The 22,466-nt window shown below is 71.5% G+C and carries 18 protein-coding genes; 3 read left to right on the top strand and 15 right to left on the bottom strand.

Going from position 1 to position 22,466, the window contains the following annotated elements:
• Positions 1-292: 292 nt before the first annotated feature.
• Complete coding sequence (secA, locus tag OG470_RS12315) at positions 293-3,214, bottom strand: preprotein translocase subunit SecA (protein ID WP_328423775.1); 2,922 nt, start codon at positions 3,212-3,214, stop codon at positions 293-295.
• A gap of 168 nt (positions 3,215-3,382) precedes the next feature.
• On the opposite strand from secA, the gene OG470_RS12310 reads away from it, so the two are divergent.
• Positions 3,383-4,534, top strand: coding sequence for a GNAT family N-acetyltransferase (locus OG470_RS12310; protein ID WP_328423773.1), 1,152 nt, complete (start codon positions 3,383-3,385; stop codon positions 4,532-4,534).
• Positions 4,531-5,643: a GNAT family N-acetyltransferase gene (locus OG470_RS12305; RefSeq protein WP_442931105.1), complete on the top strand. Its 1,113-nt coding sequence runs from the start codon at positions 4,531-4,533 to the stop codon at positions 5,641-5,643. The genes OG470_RS12310 and OG470_RS12305 overlap by 4 nt, the downstream gene beginning before the upstream one ends.
• A gap of 73 nt (positions 5,644-5,716) precedes the next feature.
• Here the strand turns inward: OG470_RS12305 and hpf are convergent, their stop codons facing one another.
• The 8 genes from hpf to efeU all read right to left on the bottom strand — a co-directional run bounded on the left by hpf (position 5,717) and on the right by efeU (position 15,217).
• Positions 5,717-6,352 (bottom strand): ribosome hibernation-promoting factor, HPF/YfiA family, encoded by a 636-nt coding sequence (gene hpf / locus OG470_RS12300; RefSeq protein ID WP_328423771.1) that lies wholly within the window; start codon positions 6,350-6,352, stop codon positions 5,717-5,719.
• Between the two features lie 245 nt (positions 6,353-6,597).
• The gene (locus OG470_RS12295; RefSeq protein WP_328423769.1) at positions 6,598-7,293 is read right to left on the bottom strand and encodes a ComF family protein; all 696 of its coding nucleotides are present in this window, start codon (positions 7,291-7,293) and stop codon (positions 6,598-6,600) included.
• Positions 7,294-7,297: 4 nt separating this feature from the next.
• Positions 7,298-9,109, bottom strand: a complete 1,812-nt coding sequence (locus tag OG470_RS12290; protein ID WP_328423767.1) for an LpqB family beta-propeller domain-containing protein — start codon at positions 9,107-9,109, stop codon at positions 7,298-7,300.
• Entirely contained in the window at positions 9,106-10,863 is a 1,758-nt protein-coding gene (gene mtrB / locus OG470_RS12285; RefSeq protein ID WP_328423765.1) for an MtrAB system histidine kinase MtrB, read from the bottom strand. The genes OG470_RS12290 and mtrB overlap by 4 nt, the downstream gene beginning before the upstream one ends.
• Before the next feature lie 12 nt (positions 10,864-10,875).
• Positions 10,876-11,565, bottom strand: a complete 690-nt coding sequence (gene mtrA, locus OG470_RS12280) for an MtrAB system response regulator MtrA (protein WP_328423763.1) — start codon at positions 11,563-11,565, stop codon at positions 10,876-10,878.
• A gap of 226 nt (positions 11,566-11,791) precedes the next feature.
• The gene (efeB, locus tag OG470_RS12275) at positions 11,792-13,069 is read right to left on the bottom strand and encodes an iron uptake transporter deferrochelatase/peroxidase subunit (RefSeq protein WP_328423761.1); all 1,278 of its coding nucleotides are present in this window, start codon (positions 13,067-13,069) and stop codon (positions 11,792-11,794) included.
• A gap of 25 nt (positions 13,070-13,094) precedes the next feature.
• Positions 13,095-14,228: an iron uptake system protein EfeO gene (gene efeO, locus OG470_RS12270; RefSeq protein ID WP_328423759.1), complete on the bottom strand. Its 1,134-nt coding sequence runs from the start codon at positions 14,226-14,228 to the stop codon at positions 13,095-13,097.
• Between the two features lie 23 nt (positions 14,229-14,251).
• Positions 14,252-15,217 carry an iron uptake transporter permease EfeU gene (efeU, locus tag OG470_RS12265; RefSeq protein WP_328423757.1) on the bottom strand — a complete coding sequence of 322 codons (966 nt, stop codon included), beginning with the start codon at positions 15,215-15,217 and terminating at the stop codon, positions 14,252-14,254.
• A 168-nt stretch (positions 15,218-15,385) separates the two neighbouring features.
• Between efeU and OG470_RS12260 the strand changes: the two genes are divergently transcribed.
• A complete protein-coding gene (locus OG470_RS12260; RefSeq protein WP_328423755.1) occupies positions 15,386-15,544 on the top strand; it encodes a hypothetical protein in 159 nt (52 codons plus the stop codon).
• Between the two features lie 72 nt (positions 15,545-15,616).
• Here OG470_RS12260 and ahcY read toward each other — a convergent pair whose 3' ends face one another.
• The 6 genes from ahcY to OG470_RS12230 form a co-directional block, all read right to left on the bottom strand.
• Positions 15,617-17,116: an adenosylhomocysteinase gene (gene ahcY, locus OG470_RS12255; RefSeq protein ID WP_328423753.1), complete on the bottom strand. Its 1,500-nt coding sequence runs from the start codon at positions 17,114-17,116 to the stop codon at positions 15,617-15,619.
• 276 nt (positions 17,117-17,392) lie between these two features.
• The gene (gene manA, locus OG470_RS12250) at positions 17,393-18,556 is read right to left on the bottom strand and encodes a mannose-6-phosphate isomerase, class I (RefSeq protein WP_328423751.1); all 1,164 of its coding nucleotides are present in this window, start codon (positions 18,554-18,556) and stop codon (positions 17,393-17,395) included.
• Positions 18,557-18,559: 3 nt separating this feature from the next.
• A complete protein-coding gene (locus tag OG470_RS12245; protein WP_328423749.1) occupies positions 18,560-19,567 on the bottom strand; it encodes a cation diffusion facilitator family transporter in 1,008 nt (335 codons plus the stop codon).
• 67 nt (positions 19,568-19,634) lie between these two features.
• Positions 19,635-20,831, bottom strand: a complete 1,197-nt coding sequence (locus OG470_RS12240) for an SIS domain-containing protein (RefSeq protein WP_328423747.1) — start codon at positions 20,829-20,831, stop codon at positions 19,635-19,637.
• Complete coding sequence (locus OG470_RS12235) at positions 20,828-21,013, bottom strand: Trm112 family protein (RefSeq protein ID WP_328423745.1); 186 nt, start codon at positions 21,011-21,013, stop codon at positions 20,828-20,830. Before OG470_RS12235 ends, OG470_RS12240 begins: the two co-directional genes overlap by 4 nt.
• Before the next feature lie 61 nt (positions 21,014-21,074).
• Positions 21,075-22,460, bottom strand: a complete 1,386-nt coding sequence (locus OG470_RS12230; protein ID WP_328423743.1) for a phosphomannomutase/phosphoglucomutase — start codon at positions 22,458-22,460, stop codon at positions 21,075-21,077.
• Between the last annotated feature and the right edge of the window lie 6 nt (positions 22,461-22,466).

Raw genomic sequence — 22,466 nt, 5'->3', positions numbered from 1 at the left:
GCCAGCCGGCCTGCACCGGGGCGGCGAGCAGCCGGACCTCGTCCCCGACCAGGGCCGGGGAAGGGGCCTGGCGGCCGGTTGAGGTGTTGATCGACTCCATGTCGCCGACATTGGGGCATTCCGGCGCCAAGACACCGCGACATCGCCGACATGGAGTCGATCACTCCGACCCAGGCGACCCCACCCTGCGCCGGTCGGCGGCCCGGGCGGTCTGCGCGGGTTCCCGGCGTCGGTGCTGGAGACACGGACGGGCCCCGGCCAGATCGGCCGGGGCCCGTCGCGCTGCTGTCGGTCAGTTGCCGCCGTTGGGGGCGCCGTGGCACCGCTTGTACTTGCGGCCCGAGCCACACGGGCACGGCGCGTTGCGGGACGGGCCGTTGCTGGCCTCGGCCTGGTTCGGTGCCGGCCGTCGGGAGGCGGCCGACGGCACCGCCGGGCCACGCAGCCCGGAGGCCGGCCGCTGCGGGGCGGACGGGGCGCTCGCCCCCGGCGAGGCCGGGGCACCCGGGGCCGGTCGACCCACACCGAGCGCAGGAGCCTGCTGCTCGGCCTGCTCGACGGCCACCGCGCCGGGGCTGGCCTCACCGTCGATGGTGGGGGCGGAGTATTGCAGGCCCTGCCGCTGCGGCGCCCGGTTGAGACCCTTGGCTCGGATCTCCACCGGCTTGTCGAGCAGCGTGACCTCCTCCGCGTCCGGCTCCGGCTCGGTCACCTGGACATCGACGTTGTAGAGGAAGCCGACCGTCTCCTCCTTGATGCCGTCCATCATGGTGGCGAACATGTCGAAGCCCTCGCGCTGGTACTCCACCACCGGGTCGCGCTGGGCGTACGCCCGAAGGTTGATGCCCTCCTGGAGGTAGTCCATCTCGTAGAGGTGCTCACGCCACTTGCGGTCGATCACCTGGAGCAGCACCATCCGCTCGAGCTGGCGCACCCCCTCGGTGCCGACCTGCTCCTCACGGCGGTCGTACGCGGCGTTCGCGTCCTCCTTGAGGCGGGCGACCAGGAAGTCGGCGTCCATGCCGGCCCGGGAGCCGCCGGCCTCCTCCTCCAACTCCTCGATCGTCACGCCGACCGGGTAGAGCTGCTTGAGGCTGGACCAGAGCTGCTCAAGGTCCCAGTCCTCGCCGTAACCCTCGGAGGTGGCACCCCGCACGTACGCCTCGACGGTGTCGTCGATCATGTTGCGAACCTGCTCAGAGAGGTCCTCGCCGTTGAGCACCCGGAGCCGCTCGGCGTAGACGACCTGGCGCTGCTTGTTGAGCACCTCGTCGTACTTGAGCACGTTCTTACGGATCTCGGCGTTCTGGCCCTCGATCTGGGCCTGGGCGCTCTTGATCTGCCGGGTGACCATCTTCGACTCGATGGGCACGTCCTCCGGGATGTTGAAGCGCTCCATCACCGCCTCGACCGCGCCGGCCCGGAAGCGCCGCATCAGCTCGTCCTGCAGCGACAGGTAGAAGCGGGACTCGCCCGGGTCACCCTGCCGGCCGGCGCGACCGCGCAGCTGGTTGTCGATCCGCCGCGATTCGTGCCGCTCGGTGCCCAGCACGTACAGGCCACCAGCGGCGGAAACCTCGTCCGCCTCGGCGTCGCAGGCCTGCTTCCACGTGGGCAGGACCTCCTCCATCGCCTTGGCGTACTCGTCCTCGTTCTCCAGCGGGTCGAGGCCGCGCTGGCGCAGATCGTTCGCGGCGAGGAACTCGGCGTTGCCGCCGAGCAGGATGTCGGTGCCACGGCCGGCCATGTTGGTGGCCACGGTGACCGCGCCCTTACGCCCGGCCTGGGCGACGATCTCGGCCTCCCGCGCGTGGAACTTGGCGTTCAGCACGTTGTGCGGGATGCCCCGCCGGCGCAGCAGCTGGGAGAGGATCTCGGAGTTTTCCACCGAAACGGTGCCGACCAGCACCGGCTGACCCATCTGGTGCCGCTCGGCGATGTCCTCGATGACCGCGTTGAACTTGGCCTTCTCCGTCTTGTAGATGACGTCCGGCCGGTCCTCGCGGACCATCGGGCGGTGCGTCGGGATCGTCACGACGCCGACCTTGTAGACCTTGTTGAACTCGCTCGCCTCGGTCTGCGCCGTACCGGTCATCCCGGACAGCTTGCTGTAGAGGCGGAAGTAGTTCTGGAGGGTGATGGTGGCCAGGGTCTGGTTCTCCTGCTTGATCTCCACCCCCTCCTTGGCCTCGATCGCCTGGTGCATGCCCTCGTTGTAGCGGCGGCCATGCAGGATGCGACCGGTGAACTCGTCGACGATCAGGACCTCACCGTCGCTGACGATGTAGTCCTTGTCGCGCTTGTAGAGCTCCTTGGCCTTGATGGCGTTGTTGAGGTAGCCGACCAGCGGAGTGTTCACCGACTCGTACAGGTTGTCGATGCCGAGCCGGTCCTCGACCTTGGCGACACCGCGCTCGGTGACCGCGATGGTGCGCTTGGAGTGGTCGACCTCGTAGTCGCCCTCGCCGTCGGTGCCGGGCTGGAGCCGGGCCACCACGCCGGCGAACTCGCCGTACCAGCGGGCCGAGTGCTCGGCCGGGCCGGAGATGATCAGCGGGGTACGTGCCTCGTCGATCAGGATCGAGTCGACCTCGTCGACCACCGCGAAGTTGTGCCCGCGCTGCACCAGCTCGTCCTTCGACCACGCCATGTTGTCGCGCAGGTAGTCGAAGCCGAACTCGTTGTTGGTGCCGTAGGTGATGTCGCACTCGTACGCGGCACGGTGCTCGGTGGCCGGCCGGTTGGGCAGCACCACGCCGACGGTCAGCCCGAGGAACTCGTGCACCCGGCCCATCCAGGCCGCGTCGCGCTGGGCGAGGTAGTCGTTGACCGTGATCACGTGCACGCCGTCGCCGGAGAGCGCGTTGAGGTAGACGGCCATGACCGAGGTCAGCGTCTTACCCTCACCGGTCTTCATCTCGGCGATGTTGCCGAAGTGCAGCGCCGCGCCGCCCATCACCTGGACGTCGTACGGCCGCTGGCCGAGCACCCGGGCGGAAGCCTCGCGGGCCACCGCGAACGCCTCCGGCAGCAGGTCGTCGAGGGTCTCGCCGTCGGCGAGCCGCTCGCGGAACTGCTCGGTCATGCCCCGCAGTTCCTCGTCGGTGAGGTTGACGTAGTCGTCCTCGATCGAGCTGACGGCGGCGGCGATGGCCTTGAGCCGGCGCACCATGCGGCCCTCGCCCGCGTTAAGGACCTTTTCCAGAATCGACACGGATCAACGCTCCCCTAGACAGTCTCGAACCATCGTAGGCGCTCCATCGGCGCGATGGTCACTGGTGGCGGCGGTCCACCCCGCCAAACCCGACATAACTCGCGCACCGGGTGCGTACCGAAGGTTATCCGGTTACGCCGTCGGCGAACGGTCCGGCACGATGCACGGGTGGAGCCTGTGGAGATCATCGAGGACGGCCTGCTGTTGCGGCCCTGGCGGGACGCCGACGCCGACGCGGTGCACCGCGCGTGCCAGGACCCCGACATCCAGCGCTGGACCACCGTACCGCGCCCATACCTACCCGAACACGCGCACGGTTTCGTCACCGAATTGAGCGGGCGGGCCTGGGCGGAGGGCACCGGGGCACCGTTCGCGGTCTGCGACCCGACCACCGGCGAGCTGTTGGGTTCCTGCGGGCTGATCTCGATCAGCGATGCCGGCACCGGCGAGATCGGCTACTGGACGGCCCCGTGGGCGCGCGGCCGAGGGGTGACCGTCCGGGCCGCCCGCGCGGTGGCCCGCTGGTCCTTCGACACGCTCGGGCTGCGCCGGCTGATCTGGCAGGCCGAGGTGGGCAATCACGCCTCCCGGCTGGTCGCGCTCCGGGCCGGGTTCCGGATCGACGGCCGGCTGCGGCTGGCCGACCCGGCGCTCAAGAGCAGCGCGGACGGCTGGATCGGGTCTCTGCTGCCCGGCGAGGTGCCCGAGCCGGGGTCGACCGAGCCGGCCGGTCCGGGCACCCTGGCCGCCCTGCGGGCCGCCGTCTTCGGCCGCCCGCAACCCACCCTGTTCGCCACCGCCGAGGCCGGCGAGCTGCGGCTGCGTCCGATGGAGGAGCAGGACCTGGACGCCGTGGTGGAGACCTGCCGGGACCCGGAGACCATCCGCTGGACCACCGTGCCGGACCCGTACGAGCGCTCCGACGCGCAGTGGTACGAGAACTTCGGCCGGGAAGCCTGGGCGCGGGGGGAGGCAGCCTGCTTCGTCATCGCCGACCCGGATGACCGGTACGCCGGTTCGATCGACCTGCGGCTCTCCCCCGCCGATCCGCTGCTCGCCGACGTGGGCTTCATGACCGCCCCGGCGGCCCGTGGCCGCGGCTACATGCCGGCAGCGCTGGCCGCCCTGAGCGCCTGGGGCTTCACCACGCTGGGCCTGGCCCGGATCGAGTGGAAGGCGCACGTGGGAAACACCGCCTCCCGCCGGGTGGCCGAGAAGGCGGGCTTCGCGTTCGAGGGGACGGCCCGGGGCGGCCTGCAGCACCGGGGCGAGCGGGTCGACGTCTGGATGGCCGCGCTGCTCCCCAAGGACCTGACGTGACCCTGCAGCAGGTCGTCGAGGCGCACGGGGTACGGCTGCGCCCGTTCCGGGCCGCCGACACCGCCGACGTCGTCGCCGCCTGCGCGGACCCGCTCACCCAGCGGTTCATTCCGGGCATGCCGGCCCCGTACACGGAGGCCGACGCCCGCTGGTGGATCGACGCTGGCGCACCGGCGGTCTGGACCGGGGGCGGCGCGGTGTACGCCGTCGCCGACCCGGCCACCGACCGGCTGCTCGGCGGGGTCGGGCTGAGCAACCCGGTGCCCGCGCGAGGTCAGGCCGAGGTCGGCTACTGGGTGCGGCCGGCGGCGCGCGGGCGGGGGGTGGCCGCCGCGGCCACCCGCGCGCTGAGCGAGCACGCGTTCGACACCGGGACGGTCCGGCTGGAGCTGCTCACCGACCCGGAGAACGGGCCGAGCCAGCGTGTCGCGCTGGCTGCCGGCTTCCACCACGAGGGGGTACGCCGCTCGGCCGGCGCGCGCCGCGACGGCGTCCGGCACGACCTGCTGGCCTGGGTACGCCTCGCCGACGACCCGCCCGGCCCGGCCGCCCGGCTGCTGCCCGACCTGCCGGGCGGGGTGCTCACCGATCAGGTGGTGGCCCTGCGCCGGCTCGCCCCGGACGACGCGGAGCTGATGTACCGGCTGCACAGCCGGCCCGAGGTGGTGGCGAACCAGGCGCCGCCCGTGCCGCCGGAGCGGTCCGCCATCGAGCGGCGCTGCCGGCTCGCCGAGAGCGGGTGGCTGACCGGCGACATCGCCCGGCTGCTGATCACCGACGTGGCCAGCGGCGAGCCGGCAGGCAGTTGCGGGTTGTCGTACACCGACGTGTCCAGCGGCGAGGGGTCGATCGGCTACGCGTTGCTGCCCGACTGGCGGGGCCGGGGGTACGCCACCCGGGCGGTCCGGCTGCTGGCCGGCTGGGCGTTCGGGGCGGCCGGCATCGCCCGGCTGACCGCCGGCACCGTGCCGGAGAACACCGCCTCGCACCGTGTGCTGGAGCGGGTCGGCTTCCACCGCGAGGCCCTGCAGCGCGCCCGGCTCCCCGGCCTGGCCGGCGCCCGCCTCGACGACCTGACCTTCGCCCTGCTACCCGCCGACCTCCGCTGACAGATCATGGAGTTGTGGTGGGCGGTCGGGGCCGCCCCACCACAACTCCATGATCGACGCGGGTCGGGCCCGGTCAGGTGGCGAGGGAGATGATGCCGTAGTCGTAGGCGTGGCGGCGGTAGACGACGCTCGGGCGGCCGGACTCCTTGTCCTGGAACAGGTAGAAGTCGTGGCCGACCAGTTCCATCTCGAACAGGGCGTCGTCGATGGTCATCGGTTCCGCCGGGTGCACCTTTTCCCGGGCGATGTGCCACGGCTGCTGGTCGTACTCCTCCTCCACCCGCTCGGCGACGGCCGTGCCGGAGCGGGCACCGTCACCGTTCGCGCTCAGCGGGGCAGCCACCAGGTCCGCGACCGGCAGGTCGGCGGTGGCGGCGGCGACGGAGATCGGCGCGTGCCGACCACGGTGTACGCGGCGACGATCGGCCGCGCGGCGCAGCCGCGTGTCGAGCTTCGCGATGGCCGCGTCGAGCGCGCTGTAGAAGTCATCCGTGCAGGCCTCGGCCCGGATCACCGGGCCCCGGGAAATGCAGGTGATCTCCACCCGCTGGCAGTGGTCGGCCTGGCGCGGATTGCGCTCGTGGAACAGCTCGACATCGACACGAATAAGTTTGTGGTCGTAGCGTTCGACCTTTGCGAGTTTCTCGGCTACGTGCACCCGGTAATGGTCCGGCACTTCGACGTTACGGCCCTTGACCACGATGTCCACGTGACCTCCCTTGTTCGGACGGTCTTCGATCCGGTAACCCGGTCGCGCGCCCTGGGGAGCCCCGCTGGCGTCGACCGGTCAGTACGGCTACGCCTCCTCTCACCGCCGGAGGCGGGTGGAATGACCTCCTACCCCCGACAGCGAAACGCTAACTCTTGTTCGCCCGGTCGTCACCCCAAGTTGCCGAGACCGCCCAGTATTTTTCGCAGCTCATACACCAACGGGTGAAACGGAAACACGGTCGGTTACGAACGGAGTCGTTTCTCGGTCGCCGCGAGCACCACGGCGACACTCGGTGCCCGCCCGGTCCCGGCCAGCACCCGGGACGCGGCGGCCAGGGTGACCCCGGTGGTGACGATGTCGTCCAGCAGCACCACCACGGGTGCGCCGCCCCCGCTGGGCGCACCGGAACGGGGCCGGAACGCCGCCTCGGCCGCCGCCGCCCGGCCGGCGCTGTCCAGGTTCACCGAGTCGGGTCGGGGCAGCGCGCGCAGCGGCCGGTCCACCCGGACCGGCCAGCCGCCCCGGCTCAGCCGGGCCGCACAGTGCCGGGCCAGCCGATCGAGGTGGTCGCCGTAGCGGGCCCGGGCCGCTGCCGCGGTGTCCGGCACCGGCACCAGCGCCACCGGACAGGCCCGGCCGACCGCCGCCGCGACAACCTCGGCGAGCAGAGCGCCGAGTGGGCGGGCCAGCCCGTGCCGGCCGCGCTCCTTGTATGCCAGCAGGGCCTCGCGCAGCGGGCCGGCGTACGGGCCGAGGGCGACGCAGGGCGGCAGGCCGGGCGGGACGGGGGTGGGAAGGACGGGCCGGGGGCGGAGTGCGCCCAGCGCCGTCACACAGGCCGGACAGACGCCATGCCGCAGGCCGGGACGGCGCTCCCGACAGCCCGCGCAGTCGGCGGGCACCACCAGGTCGGCGAGATCCGCCCAGAGCCCGCGCACGACGTCAGTAGAGGAAGAACGGGGCCGACGGGTTGCTCGCGCGGACCCCGGCGGGCGGCGGGGCGATGTCCCGCACCCGTTGGGCCTCGATCCGTTCGAACGGGCTGCTGCGGTAGGCCACCCCGTTCGCCTCGTACATGTACGCCCCGCTGGGCAGCGGCACACTGCGGTTGGTCGGGTACGCCGCCAAGTGGCTGACCTTGGCACCCACGTCGGTCCGTAGCGGCGTCTCCAGGGCGCCGTCGACGCTGATCTCGTAGATCGCCGGCTGGCCGGCGGACCCGGCCACCATCAGCCGGTCCTCGCTGCCCCAGTCCACCGCGGTGAGGCCGGTCAGCGAGGTGACCAATGACCGGGGCGGGCCGATGGAGACTCCCCCGCCGTCCAGGTTGACCGCCGCGACGTAGAGCCGGCCGCCGGCGATCAACGCGACCCGCTGGCCGTCCAGCGCGGCGGCCACCGCGGTGACCTCGGTGGAGGGCAGGTTGAGCGGTACCGGGTACATCCGGGCGGCCTCGTCGAAGCGGTAGAGCCGGCCGTCGGCCACCACCAGGCCCCGAGCCGGGCGGGAGTCGATGGTGCGCAGCCAGACCGGGCGGCTGATCGAGGCGTACTCGGGCCCGCTCCGGTTGAGCACGCTGACCGGATCGCGGCCGGTGCCCACGGCGAGCCGGTGCCGGCTCTTGCCGCTGGTCACCACCATCGCGGCGAGGATCCTGCTGTCGTCCCGGGCCAGGCTGGCGGAGACGATGTTGCGGTTGACCTCGGCCGCCAACGGCACGGCGCCGCTGGGCTCACCGACGAAGTCGAGCGGGCGGATGGCGCCCTCGTACACGCCGAACCGCTGCGGGCTCTCCGTGATCGGGTAGAGCCCACGGGACATTCGGCGCTCGTTCAGATCCTGTACGGGCTGCGAGTTGTTGCGGATCTTCAACTCCAGCTCGCCCGGCAGGTCGCCCAGCGACCAGGCGAGCTGCGTGATCAGCTGGTCGATCCGGGTCTTGTCGTCACCGGACATGTCCAGGTTGACCTCCCACCGGCCGTTCGCACCGGTGGCATTGTTGATCAACTCGGTGCGGTCGGGTAGCCCGACGACACCGGGACGCAGCCACTCGGATGGGCCGCCGACCAGCCACTTCACCACCTCGTTGACCCGGCGCTCGTCCGGCACGGCCAGCGGCAGGTAACGCTGGTCGGGCACCAGCCGACTGCGGTCGGAGTTCCAGAAGTAGATCGACTCGTCCTGGTAGTACTGCTGGAGGGCCACGTCGCTCAGCAGCAGCACGTTCGGTGGGTTGAGGACGTACAGGCCGGCGCGCTCGTCGTTGCCGGCTCCGCCGAGTGCCCCGCTGCGCAGCCCGAACTCGTACTCCGTCTCGGTCGCCACCGGCGGAGCCAGGGTGCCGTTGGTCCCCAGCACGCCGATCTGCTGCACCGTGATCTTCACGGTGGTGGTCGAGTCGCTGTTGAGGGTGAAGACCGTCTCCCGCAGGCGGACCACGGTCAGCGCGACCTCACTGCCCTTCTTCTCCTGCAACCGGGACCGGTGCTCCGGGGCAACGAACTGCTTGACCCGCTCGTAGGCCCGGTCCGACTCGCCGGCGGCGGCGGACAGGAAGTTGCGCACGAACGCATCGTTGGCACTGCCGCTGGCCGTCCGCGACGGCGGTTCACTGCCCCGGCCGTTGACCGAGGCGGCCTCCGCCGCGGTGCCACCCTTGCCGTCCACCCGCACGTCGGACGCCTCCGGGATGCCGCATCCGGCACCCAGCAGCAACACCACGCCCAGTGCCCCGAGCAGACCCTGACGCCTCACGAGCGCACCTCCGCCCGCTGCCCGTCCCCGGCCGGTGCCGGGTTGATCGCCAGTGCCCCGCCGGTGCCCGGCCCGATGGCCAGCGGCCCACCGTCCCGGGGGCCACCGAACGGCAGCGCGGCGTCGGCGGGCACCAGCCGCAGCGGTGAGGTGGTCAGCCGGTCACCGGCGCGGGCCGGCAGGGTGAGCCGGAACTGGGCGCCCTGCCCGGGCGCACCCCACGCCTCCAGCCAGCCGCCGTGCAGCCGGGCGTCCTCCAGGCTGATCGACAGGCCCAGCCCGGTGCCCCCGGTCTGCCGGGCCCGGGACGGGTCCGCCCGCCAGAACCGGTTGAAGACCAACTTCTCCTCGCCCACCTTGAGCCCCACCCCGTGGTCCCGCACGGTGATCGCCACGGCGGTCTCGTCGATGCCGAGGGTGATCAGCACCGGCCGGCCCTCACCGTGCTCGACGGCGTTGCCGACCAGGTTGCGCAACACGCGCTCGACCCGGCGCGGGTCGACCTCGGCGATCACCGGCGTGCCCGGGAGATCAAGCTCGATCGGTACGCCCACCCGCTCGGCCAGGCCGGCCAACCGGTCGACCACCCGGTGCACCACCGGCACCAGGTCGGTCGGCTCGGCGTCCAGCATGGCGAAGCCCGCATCGAACCGGCTGATCTCCAACAGGTCGGTGAGCAGCTCCTCGAAACGGTCCAGCTCGGCCTGGAGCAGCTCGGCGCTGCGGGCCACCGCCGGGTCGAACTCGTCGCGCTCGGCGAAGATCAGGTCGGCGGCCATCCGGACCGTGGTCAACGGGGTACGCAGCTCGTGCGAGACGTCGGAGGTGAACCGGCGCTGCAGGCGGGACATCTCCTCCAGGCGCAGGATCTGCCGTTGCAGGTTGGTAGCCATCTGGTTGAACGAGGCGGCGAGCAGAGCGAGGTCGTCCTCGCCGTTGACCACCATCCGCTGGTCGAGCAGGCCGGCGGACAGCCGCTGGGCGGTCCGCGCGGCGACCCGGACCGGGTTTACCACCAGGCGGGTGACCAGGGCCGCGAGCAGCCCGAGCAGGATCACCAGGGCACCCCCGGTGGCCACCACGGTGGCTCGGGCGTCGGCGGCGGTGGTGTCCTGCCGGGTCAACGGCACGAGGTAGTACAGCTCGATCTGGCCGAATCGGGTGGGCACCGGCGAGCCGTACACCAGATATTTGGTCGGCTCCCCGGTGAGCCGTCCGGTGCGGATCTGGCTGGCCACCTTGCCGCCGGCGACCGCGGCCCGCAGCTCCGGGCTGATCAGTGGCTGGACGTTCACCGCGGGCGCCGTGCGGGTCTGGATGATGTTGGGGTAGCCGTCGGCGGTGATCGCCACCACCACACCACCGGTCTGCTGGGGGTCGCCGCCGGCCAGGTAGTTGACCGTGTCCTCGATGGTCTCCTGGAGCTGCGCCTCCTGTGGCTGGCCGTAGAGGGAGACCTGCTTGACCGCGTAGCCGGCACCGCTGTTCACCCGAATCCGGACATCGGTGCGGGCGTTGTCGAGCAGGATCGTGGTGATCTTGTCAGCGATCAGGTACGCGAAACCGCCGACCAGCAGGCTGGAGGCGACCAGCGTGATGGTCACCACCCGGACCTGGAGCGAGCGGCGCCAGGTCTGGTGCACCCGGGCCACCATCCGGGCGGCCCGCCCGCTCAGGGCACGCCACAGCTCCCAGCCGGCGCCGGGCCGGCGGGGAACCGTGGTCGGGGGGTGCGGGGGCGGGGAGGTCGACACAGTGTGACCAGGTTATCCGGTCCCCGCCTTATAGCCCACGCCCCGCACGGTGAGGATGATTTCCGGCCGTTCCGGGTCCGGCTCGATCTTGGCGCGCAGCCGCTGCACGTGCACGTTGACCAGCCGGGTGTCGGCAGCGTGCCGGTAGCCCCAGACCTGCTCCAGCAGCACCTCGCGGGTGAAGACCTGACGCGGCTTGCGGGCGAGCGCGACCAGCAGGTCGAACTCCAGCGGAGTCAGCTTCACCTCCTCGTCGTTGCGGCTGACCGTGTGCGCGGGCACGTCGATGGTGATCTGGTTGCTGGGCGGCCCGATGGTCAGCATCTCCGGCGCCACATCGTCGCCCCGGCGCAGCCGGGCCCGCATCCGGGCCACCAGCTCCTTGGGCTTGAACGGCTTGACCACGTAGTCGTCGGCCCCGGACTCCAGGCCGAGCACCACATCGACGGTGTCGCTTTTGGCGGTCAGCATGACGATCGGCACGCCGGACTCGGCCCGGATCGAGCGGGCCACGTCTATACCGCTCATTCCGGGCAGCATCAGGTCGAGCAGCACGATATCCGGACGACTGTCGCGAAATGCCGCCAACGCCCGCTCGCCGTCGGCCACGAACGAGGGCAGGAAGCCCTCGCTACGCAGCACGATGCCGAGCATCTCGGCGAGTGCGGGGTCGTCGTCGACCACCAGTACCCGGGCTCTCATGGGATTAATATTGCATCCCCATTCAGTTCGGTGGGACCGGCGTCACCCGGCACGGATAGCGCCGCCGGCAAGTGTGGCATCCCGACCTGCGGCGGCGGCGCCACGTGGTGCGGGGGCGCGGCGCGCGGAAAGTTCCGGAGCCGAGCCATCACCATGATCCCCCTTCGGCGCCGCCCGGCGCCACCGCTACCTCCGGCCGGTTGCACTGTCACGATCACGGCGGAGGTCAGCCGAAGAGTGCCCGCCCCCAGTGGTCCCCGCCGTCGCGCACTCCGGGCGGGCAGGCGAACAGGCCGCTGGAGACGTGCCGAAGGTATTCGTTCATCACGTCGTGCCGGGCCAACTGGGTCTGGATCGGCACGAACTGCCGGCGTGGATCCCGCTGGTAGGCGATGAAGAAGAGGCCCGCGTCGAGCCGACCGAGGCCGTCCGAGCCGTCGACGAAGTTGTAGCCCCGGCGCAGCAGGTGCGCGCCGGCGTTGCGGCTGGGGTGCGCCAGCGTGACGTGGGCGTGCTCGGCGATCACCGGCTGCCCGTCGTCACCACGGGCGGCGAAATCCGGCTCGTCGAACTCGTCGGTCCTGCCCAGCGGGGCACCGCTGCCCTTGGTCCGACCGACGATCTCCTCCTGCTCGGCCAGCGAGGTCCGGTCCCAGGTCTCCACGAGCATCCGGATCTTGCGAGTGACCAGGTACGAGCCGCCGGCCATCCAGTCCGGCCCGTCGCCCGGCTGCACCCACAACTGCTCGCGCAGCAGGTCGGTGTCCTCGGCCTTGAGGTTGGCCGTGCCGTCCTTGAAGCCGAACAGGTTGCGCGCCGTGGCCTGGTCGCGGGAGGTCGACGAGGTACGACCGAAGCCGAGCTGCGACCAGCGGACACTGACCACACCCATACCGAGCCGGGCCAGGTTGCGGATCGCGTGCACCGCCACCTGCGGATCGTTGGCGCACGCCTGCACGCAGAGGTCGCCGCCGGAGAGTTGCGGCTGCAACGCGTCGCCGGGGAACTTCGGCAGCTCGGCCAGGGCGGCCGGGCGCCGGTCGGCGATGCCGAACCGGTCCCGGCCATCGGCGTCGCGGAACAGCGTCGGCCCGAAGCCGATCGTCAGGGTGAGCTGCGACGGGGGCAGGCCGAGCGCCTCGCCGGTGTCGTCCGGCGGGGCCTCCGGCATCCCGCCGACCGCGCCGAGCACCCCGGCGTCGCGCCCGGCGGTCATCCGCACGGCGGCAGCCGTCCACTCCTGGAGCAGCTCGACCAGCCGGGCCCGGTCCTTGGTGATCACGTCGAAGGCGACGAAATGCAGCCGGTCCTGAGCCGGGGTGACGATGCCGGCCTGGTGTTCGCCATGGAACGGCACTGCCCCCGCCGGGTGGTCGCTGGCCGCGGCCGGGTCACGAGAGTCGCTGATCAGCGCGCCCGCGCCCGCCGCCACCCCGGCGACTCCGGCCACTCCGACACCGGCGAGCGTGATCGCCCGCCGCCGGCTCAACCTGCTTCCGCTCATCGACTCGACTCCCCCTGACGTCCGGTCACCGGGCGACGACCGCAGCGACCTTGCTGATCGGCTCGGCGAGCGCGTTGATGCCGTCGGAAAGCTCCTTGAGCTCGGCCTTGCTCAGCGCGGTGTGCAGCTTCCAGCCGTCGCCGTCGCGGTGCTTGCCGAGCAGCGCCTCGACGTTGGTGAACTCGGTGTCGAGCTGCGTGACCAGCTCCGGCGAGCGCTGCTCCAGCGCCGGCCGCAGGGCGGACACGGCGGCCTTGGAACCTTCCAGGTTGGCGGCGAAGTCCCACAGGTCGGTGTGCGAGTAGCGGTCCTCCTCGCCGGTGATCTTGCCGCTGGCCACCTCGTCGAGCAGTTCCTTGGCGCCATTGGCGAGCTGCAGCGGAGAGAGCTTCTCGGCGTTGGCCTTGGCCACGATCTCCTTGACGTCGGCCAGCAGCCGGTCGGCGATCGGGCCGTCCTTGCTGATGTCGCCGGACTGCCAGAGGTCCTTCTCGATCCGGTGGAAGCCGGTGAACTCCATCCCCTCCTCGATGACCTCCTCGCGGCCGTCGATCTTGGGGTCGAGGTCGCCGAAGATCTCGGCCACCGGCTCGATCCGCTCCCAGTAGGTGCGGGCCACCGGGAACAGCGTCTTGGCCTTCGCCACGTCGCCGGCCTTGACCGCGGCCACGAACTCCTCGGTCTTCTCCAGCAGCGCGCCGGTCTGGCTCTTGACGTACCGCTGGTAGTTGTCCGTGGCGCCCGCCAGCGCGGCGTCGGCGGTCAGCGGCTGCGCCGACCCGCTGACCTTGAGCGCGCCCCGGATGCCCTTGCCGCTCATCCCCGGCTTGCAGGCCGTCTCGTACGTGCCGGCCGGCAGCTCCACATGCAGCTCGCGGCTCAGCCCGGGGGCGATGTTCTCGACCTCGCCCATCACCCGGTCGCCGGAGGCGTACACGTAGAACTCGGTCACCTTCGCACCGGAATTAGTGATCTTGAAGGTGGCGGTGCCGGCGCCGAGGTCGGTGGTGCCGACATCGCAGGCGGTGTCGCTGGCCTTGACCACGATCGGGCCGCCGGCCGTGGCCGAGTCACCCTTCTCCGAGTCGGAGCAGGCGGCAACACCGGTCGTCGCCAGCACGCCGGCGGCGGCCAACGCGAAAAATCGGGCGGTACGCATCTGAGCTTTCTCTCCTCGTGGGGTCAGGCACGCTGCGGCGTGGTCGCCGCGTCGGCCTCGGGGTCGGCCCCGCGCTCGGTGCCGGTAGCGGTGGTGGGGGTGGGGGTGTTCGCGGTGTCGCTCGCGCCGGTCGTCGGGGCCGCCTCGCTCGCGGGCCCGGCCGGTGCCGCGACGGGTGCCGACTTGCGGCGGGTCGGGCGCAGGAAGAGCAGGAGGACCGGCACGGCGTACCCGACCCAGGCGATCGTCTCCAGCACGGTGGGCGCGGGGGTCACGTTGAACATGCCGGCGAGCAGCGCGGCGTACCAGGTGCTCGGGTCGAGCACGGTGGTGATGTCGAAGGCCAGGTCGTTCAGGCCGGGCAGGACGCCGGCCTCCTGGAAGTCGTGCACGCCGTACTTGAGGATGCCGGCGGCGACCAGGATCAGCAGCGCGCCGGTCCAGGTGAAGAACTTGCTGAGGTTGATCCGCAGGGCACTGGCGTACAGCAGCCCGCCGATCACCACGGCGGTGGCGATGCCGCCGATCAGCGCGAGCAGCGGCCCGCTGTCGCCGGCCGCGCCCTGGGCGGCGGAGTAGAAGATCAGCGCGGTCTCCAGGCCCTCGCGGATCACCGCGAGGAAGGCCATTCCGGCGACCGCCAGAGAGCCGACGGCCAGCGCCTCGGTGAGTTTGCCCCGCAGCTCGCCGGCGATACTCCGGGCGGCCCGACGCATCCAGAAGATCATCCAGGTGACGAAGACGACGGCGGCAACAGAGGTGACCGCCTCGAACAACTCGCGGTCCTCGGAGCGGGCCAGCAGGGAGGTCGAGGTGTACTCGATCAGCCAGCCGAAGAGCACCGAGAGCGCAACGGCCAGGCCGACCCCTGCCCAGACCTGCGGCAACCGGTCCCGCCGCTGCGACTTCACCAGGAAGGCCACGAGGATGCTGACCACCAGGGTCGCTTCCAGGCCTTCCCGCAGGCCGATCAGATAGGTGGCGAACATCGGGACTCCGAGATCCTCAGGCACTTCTCAGCTAACTTAGGGCAGCCATACCTTCCTCCTGATCAGAGGCCTCGTCAAGCCGTTCTCGACAAGCTCACCTGGGTCGCGACCTAGCCTCGGCCGAGCGACGATCAGCCGGTGTCGTCAGGGCTGTGAAAGGATCCCGCCGTGAAGGGATTCCTGCCGTGGCTGACGGTGCTGGCCGTGGTGCTGCTGCTCAGCGCGCTGCGCATGCGGGCGCTGGCCACCGTCGTGTCGCTCGGATGGCTGGCCTGGTGTCTGTGGACGTGGTTCCGCCCCGCCCGCCGTCGTTCCCACCCGGACTGACCAGGGTCCGAACCGGCCGGGAACGACGAACCGGGCCGGCTGCGGACAGCCGACCCGGTACGAAAGTGTCGATCAGTAGCGGTAGTGGTCCGGCTTGAACGGACCCTCGGTGGAGACGCCCAGGTAGGCGGCCTGCTCCTTGGTCAGCGTGCTCAGCTTGGCGCCGAGCGCGCCCAGGTGCAGCCGGGCGACCTTCTCGTCCAGGTGCTTGGGCAGCACGTAGACGCCGATCGGGTAGTCCTCGGTCTTGGTGAACAGCTCGATCTGGGCGATCGTCTGGTTGGCGAACGAGTTCGACATCACGAAGCTCGGGTGCCCCGTGGCGTTGCCCAGGTTCAGCAGGCGGCCCTCGGAGAGCACGAGGATGGCGTGCCCGTCGGCGAAGCGCCACAGGTCGACCTGCGGCTTGATGTTGACCCGCTCGACGTCGGAGCGCTTGGCCAGGCCGGCCATGTCGATCTCGTTGTCGAAGTGGCCGATGTTGCCGACGATGGCCTGGTGCTTCATCCGGGCCATGTGCTCGTTGGTGATGACGTCGTAGCAGCCGGTGGCGGTGATGAAGATGTCACCCTGCTCGACCACGTCGTCCAGGGTGGCGACCTGGTAGCCGTCCATCGCGGCCTGCAACGCGCAGATCGGGTCGATTTCGGTCACCACGACCCGGGCGCCCTGGCCACGCAGCGACTCGGCGCAGCCCTTGCCCACGTCGCCGTAGCCCATCACGACGGCCATCTTGCCGCCGATCAGCACGTCGGTGGCCCGGTTGATGCCGTCGATCAGCGAGTGCCGGCAGCCGTACTTGTTGTCGAACTTGCTCTTGGTCACCGAGTCGTTGACGTTGATGGCCGGGAAGAGCAGGGTGCCGGCGCGGTGCATCTCGTAGAGCCGGTGCACGCCCGTGGTGGTCTCCTCGGTCACGCCCTTGATGCCGGCGGCGATCCGGGTCCAGCGCTGACCGTCCTCAGGGAGCGAGCGGTGCAGCAGCTCGAGGATGACCGCGTACTCCTCGGAGTCGGCGGACTCGACCGGCGGCACGACCCCGGCCTGCTCGAACTCGGCGCCCTTGTGCACCAGCAGGGTGGCGTCGCCGCCATCGTCGAGGATCATGTTCGGGCCCTGCCCGTCCGGCCAGGCGAGCACCTGCTCGGTGCACCACCAGTACTCCGGCAGGGTCTCGCCCTTCCAGGCGTAGACCGGCACGCCGGCGGGGGCCTCGGGGGTGCCGTCCGGGCCGACGACGATCGCCGCGGCGGCGTGATCCTGAGTGGAGAAGATGTTGCAGGACGCCCAGCGCACCTGCGCGCCGAGGGCCACCAGCGTCTCGATCAGGACGGCAGTCTGGATGGTCATGTGCAGCGAGCCAGTGATCCGCGCGCCGGCGAGCGGCTGCGCCTCGGCGAACTCCCGGCGGATCGACATCAGGCCGGGCATCTCGTGCTCGGCGAGTTGGATCTCCTTGCGCCCGTATTCGGCAAGCGACAGATCCGCCACCTTGAAGTCGCCCTCGGCGAGGGTGCTCGGCCGGGCCTCGGACGGCGTACCGCTGGGGAACGCCGGGAGGGTGCTGGTCATGAAAGCTCCTGTCGAACGATGTCTGCGCCGACCCTCCACCTTACGCGCGTCGGCGACGGGCGCCAGGGACGGTCCGCGGACAGCGCACGGGGCGGTCGGTGATGGACAGAAATTCCGCCCACTCCCGCCCGCCCCGCGCATCCCCCCGGTTTGGTTCCCCGCACGTTGTCGGACCGTCGTCGCGATAACGCTGCGTACTCATAGAGTCACACCTGAGCAGCACAGCGTCAAGCTATTCCGGGAAAGTCGGACTTGTGTCGTCGCGGTGAGTCAGCGTCAACGCAGTCCGGCGGTGGCCACGTACGCCTCACCGCTGCCGCTGACCCGCAACTGCTCACCGGCCGCGGTGCCGATCGCCGCCTGACCGGACCCCAGCGTCAGCGCGCCAGCCCCGTCGTCCACGGTGATCGGGCCGACACCGCAGAGCACCACCCGGGGACCGGGCAGCGACAGCGTGACCGCGGGCACCGCCGCCCCGACCCGCACCCGGTGCAGCGCGAAGTCGTCCACCGGCACCGGCCACCAGTCCACACCCGGGGCGACCGGCTGCGCGGTCCGTACCGGATCGTCGAGCACCTCGAAGCGCAGCACCCGCAGCAACTCGTCGACGTCCACCCGCTTCGGGGTCAGCCCGCCGCGCAGCACGTTGTCGCTGGCCGCCATGATCTCCACTCCGCAGCCGCTCAGGTAGGCGTGCAGGTTGCCGGCGGGCATCCAGATCGCCTCCCCGGGCACCAGCCGCACGTGGTGCAGCAGCAGCGCGACCAGCACGCCCGGGTCCCCCGGGTAGGCAAGAGCCAGCCGGCGGGCCAGTTCCGCGTCCGGGCCGTCGGTCGAGGCCACCACCACGGAGCCCAGCAACTCGCCGCGCTCCGCCGCCGGCCAGGCGAGCAGCGTCTGCACCGCCGCCCGCAGCCCCGCCAGCCCGGTTCGCAACGCGGCGACCACCGGCGCCAACGCCGGTACGCCGAACGCGGCGAGCGCCTCGGCCGACTCCGCCGGGTCCCGGAAACCGCACAGCGCCTCGAACGGCGTCAGCGCCACCAGCAGCTCCGGCTTGTGGTGCGGGTCGGAGTAGTTGCGCTCCTCCAGCGGGCGCCCCGCATCCGCCGCGAAGCCCGCCCGAGCCTGCTCGGCGTCCGGATGGGCCTGCAGGCTCAGCGGGGCGTCGGCGGCGAGCACCTTGAGCAGGAACGGCAGCCTGCTGCCGAACCGATCCGAGACCCGCTGGCCGAGCCACTGCCCCGGCTCGTCGCGCACCAGGTCGCAGAGGCTGACCCGCAGACCGGCCCGCTCAACGCTGGCCGGGGCGCCCGGGTGGGCGCCCAGCCACAGCTCCGCCTCCGGGCCGGCGCTGGGCACCGGTCGCCCCTGCAACATGGCGATCGCCGAGCGGGACCCCCAGGCGTAGTCCCGAATCGGTCCGTACAGCAGCTCCACCTGTCAGCCCCCGGGCCGCCCGGCCGCCTCGCCCGATCCATCCCCGGGTTGCGTCACGGCGGTGTCGGCGGCCGCACCGGTGCCGGCCTCAGCGGCGGCAGCGCTGTAGATGTCCGGCTCCAGGTAGATCACCCGGGCGGTCGGAACGGCGGCACGGATCCGCAGTTCCACGGCGTTGATGCCCCGGGCCAGATCGTGGGCGTTCTCGCAGGCCTGCACCCCGATCTTCGCGGCCACCATCAGCTCTTCCGGCCCCAGGTAGAGCGTCTTCATGTGGATGATCCGCTCCACCTCGGGGCCCTCGGTGATCGCCCGCTCGATGGCGGCCACGTCCTGCTGCTCGGCGCCTTCACCGAGCAACAAGCTCTTGGTCTCGATGGCCAGCACGACGGCGATCGTCACCAGCAGGATGCCGATCATCGCGGTACCGGCGGCGTCCCACTCGCCGTTGCCGGTGATCAGCGTCATGGTGACGCCGAACAGCGCGAAGACCAGACCGACCAGCGCGCCGAGGTCCTCCAGCAGCACCACCGGCAGCTCAGGCGCCTTGGCCCGGCGGATGAAGTGCACCCAGGACTGGTTGCCCCGGACGAGGTTGGACTCCTTGATGGCGGTTCGGAAGGAGAACGACTCCATGATGATCGCCGCCACCAGCACGACGACCGGCACCCAGTGCCAGGACTCGATTCCCCCCTTGTGCTCCCACTTGTGGTACGCCTCGTACAGGGCGAACAGGCCACCGACGCTGAACAGCACGATCGACACGATGAACGCGTAGACGTAGCGCTCCCGGCCGTACCCGAACGGATGCTCCGGGGTGGCCGCCCGCTTCGCCCGCTTGCCGCCGAGCAGCAACAGGGCCTGGTTGCCGGAGTCGGCGACCGAGTGGATCGCCTCGGCCAGCATCGACGACGAACTGGTCAGCAGGAACGCGACGAACTTGGTGACGGCGATGCCGACGTTGGCCAGCAGGGCGGCGACGATCGCTTTGGTTCCGCCGTTGGCGCTCATGCCAGCGCCCCGCTCTGCCGCACTGCGCTGCCCGGTGCGCGCGTGCCGCGCCGCCCCCTACATTCGTTCACTGGTTCGACAGCTCCTTCATTTCGGTGATGGCTGGTACCGCCATCGGGTCCAGTCCGTGGGCCAGGGCAAGGTAGATCGAGGCGAAGTCCGGGACGGCGATCAGCGAGGCCAGCCGCTCCAGCGCGGAGCCACCCTCGGCGGTCACCACGTCGCACCGCACCCCGCGACGCTCGGCGAGGGTCTGCACCGCGTCCGCGCGGCGCTCCTCGACCGCCAGCGGCTCGTCCGTGTCGTCCTCGGCGTTGAGCCCGCCATCGCGCAGCAGCACGAGCCGCAGTCGGGTCCCCTCGCCGTCGTCCTCCGCCGGGTCGGCGAAGATGTCACGCTCCCCCTCGGCCAGGCCACCGAAGACGCCGTCCAGCAGGCCGACCCGGCCCCGACCGGCCTCGCCGAGCGCCCCGGTGACCACCGGGTAGCGGGCGTTGGCCGACAGGGTGTCGCCGAACCGGCGGGCCGCCACGGTGGCCAGCGGGGACGAGCCCCAGACGATCGGGATCGAGCCGGCCAGGCCCAGGGCCAGTGACTTCGCCGGGTTGACGAAGGACTCCGCGGCGGACCGGCAGCGGTCGGCGTCCGCGTCGAGCCGGGCCGCGGTCTCCGCCAGGTCCGCCTCGTTGACCTTCACCAGCCCGAGGGAACGGGCGGCGAGCAGGACCGGCACGGTGAGCGCCCAGAGGCTGGCCCGCGCCGGTGCGCGCCGGGGCACCGGGATGAACGGCGCCCGGGCCCGCTCGGCGACCGACTGCAACTGCGAGTCGGGGGCACCCACCGCGACCAGCCGGGCGCCCCGCCGGTGCGCCGCCTCGGCGGCGCCCAGCGCCTCCGGGCTGCGACCGGACGCGCTCACGGCGATCACCACGTCGGCCGCACCCACCCAACCGGGTACGCCGGCGCTGCGGTGCGCGATGACCGGGACCGGGCAGCGCGGCCCGGCGACCGTGGCGAGTATGTCCCCGGTCCGCCCCGCGGTGCCGATGCCGGCGATCACCACGGCCCGGGGCCGCCCGTCGTCGGCGAGCACCGCGAGGTTCGCCTCGGCGGCCAGTGCGGCCGTCTCGCGGACCTGCGCGCCGGCCGAGGCGGTGTGCCGGAGCATGCCGCCCGGGTCCTGCTCGGCCAGGGCATCCGGGTTGTCGAGCAGGGCCTCGTCGGCGTCACGACGTCCGCTGACCCCGGCCGTACCGTCGATCATGAGGGCTGCCCGGGGCCGCCGCGCGCCTCGTCGAGCAGCAGCACCGGCACGTCGTCGCGGACCTCGAAGATCCGGGCGCACTGCGTGCAGGTCAGCGTCTGCGCCTCGGCGTCGTAGGCGAGCGGGGCGTGGTGCGTGTCCGGACAGGCGAGAATCTCGAGCAACTGCGGATCCAGGGCCATGGCACGGCTCCTTCCACGTGTGCGGCTTCACCGGCGGCGGTGCCGACCGGCGCAGGCGATCTTATCGGCGAACGCGGCCGAGCACCTCGTCCCGCAGCGAGACCATCCGCTCGCGGGTGGGCGCCTCGACGTTGAGCCGCAGCAACGGCTCCGTGTTGGAGGCGCGCAGGTTGAACCAGGCGCCATCGGGGAAACGCAGCGTGAGCCCGTCCATCTCGTCGGGCACCGCATCGGGGTACGCGGCCCGCACCTCGGCCACCGCCGCCGCCTGGTCGAGCACCGTCGAGTTGATCTCACCGGAGGCGATGTAGCGCTCGTACTCGCCGGCCAGCACGGACAGCGGCAGTGACTGCTCACCGAGCGCGGCCAGGGTGTGCATCGCGGCGAGCATCCCGGTGTCGGCGAACCAGAAGTCCCGGAAGTAGTAGTGCGCGGAGTGTTCACCGCCGAAGACAGCGTTGGTCCGGGCCATCTCCGCCTTGATGAAGGAGTGCCCGACGCGGGCGACCACCGGCTCCCCACCGTGCTCACGGATGATCTCCGGCACCGCACTGGAGGTGATCAGACCGTGGATCACCGTGGAACCCGGGTGCTTGGCCAGCTCGCGCGCGGCGACCAGGGCGGTGATCGCCGACGGCGAGACCGGCTCACCGCGCTCGTCCACCACGAAGCACCGGTCGGCGTCGCCGTCGAAGGCCAGCCCGATGTCGGCCCCGTGCTCGACCACGGCGCGCTGGAGGTCGACCAGGTTCGCCGGGTCCAGTGGGTTGGCCTCGTGGTTGGGGAAGGTGCCGTCGAGTTCGAAGTAGAGCGGGACGATCTCCAGCGGCAGGGCCGACAGGGCGGCGTCGCCCAGCACGGTGGGGACGGTGAAGCCGCCCATCCCGTTGCCGGCGTCGACCACCACCTTCAGCGGCCGGCTGCCGGAGAGGTCGACCAGCTTGCGCAGGTACGCGGCGTAGTCGGGGAGCAGGTCCCGCCGCTCGGCGGGCCGGGTCGGCTCGCCGGCCGGCCGGGACTCGCCCGAGTCGAGCAGCGCCTGAGCCCGCTCACGGATCTCTGCCAGCCCGCTGTCCTGGCCGATCGGGCGCGCACCGGAGCGGCACATCTTGATGCCGTTGTACTGCGCCGGGTTGTGACTGGCGGTGAACATCGCACCGGGCAGGTCGAGCGAACCGGAGGCGAAGTAGAGCAGGTCGGTGGAGGCGAGCCCGATCTCGATCACCGAGCGTCCCTCGGCCCGGACGCCAGCGGCGAAGGCGGCGGCCAACCCGGGCGAACTGGCCCGCATGTCGTACCCGACGACGACCGCGTCGCCCGGCTCCTCAGTGGTGTTGAGCAGTTGGGTGAATGCTGCTCCGAGTGCCTCCGCGACCCGCTCGTCCCACTGGTCCGGCACCGTCCCTCGGACGTCGTACGCCTTCACGATCTGGGACAGATCCGACACTAGTTC

It is taken from the genome of Micromonospora sp. NBC_00389, from assembly GCF_036059255.1.
GTDB lineage: Bacteria > Actinomycetota > Actinomycetes > Mycobacteriales > Micromonosporaceae > Micromonospora.
This window is presented reverse-complemented; position numbering and strand designations above follow the sequence as displayed.

Excerpts from the sequence above, each read along its gene's own strand:
- mtrA (WP_328423763.1), bottom strand. The coding sequence starts at position 11,565 with ATGAGAGCCCGGGTACTGGTGGTCGACGACGACCCCGCACTCGCCGAG.
- efeB (WP_328423761.1), bottom strand. The coding sequence starts at position 13,069 with ATGAGCGGAAGCAGGTTGAGCCGGCGGCGGGCGATCACGCTCGCCGGT.
- efeO (WP_328423759.1), bottom strand. The coding sequence starts at position 14,228 with ATGCGTACCGCCCGATTTTTCGCGTTGGCCGCCGCCGGCGTGCTGGCG.
- efeU (WP_328423757.1), bottom strand. The coding sequence starts at position 15,217 with ATGTTCGCCACCTATCTGATCGGCCTGCGGGAAGGCCTGGAAGCGACC.
- ahcY (WP_328423753.1), bottom strand. The coding sequence starts at position 17,116 with ATGACCAGCACCCTCCCGGCGTTCCCCAGCGGTACGCCGTCCGAGGCC.
- OG470_RS12245 (WP_328423749.1), bottom strand. The coding sequence starts at position 19,567 with ATGAGCGCCAACGGCGGAACCAAAGCGATCGTCGCCGCCCTGCTGGCC.
- OG470_RS12240 (WP_328423747.1), bottom strand. The coding sequence starts at position 20,831 with ATGATCGACGGTACGGCCGGGGTCAGCGGACGTCGTGACGCCGACGAG.
- OG470_RS12235 (WP_328423745.1), bottom strand. The coding sequence starts at position 21,013 with ATGGCCCTGGATCCGCAGTTGCTCGAGATTCTCGCCTGTCCGGACACG.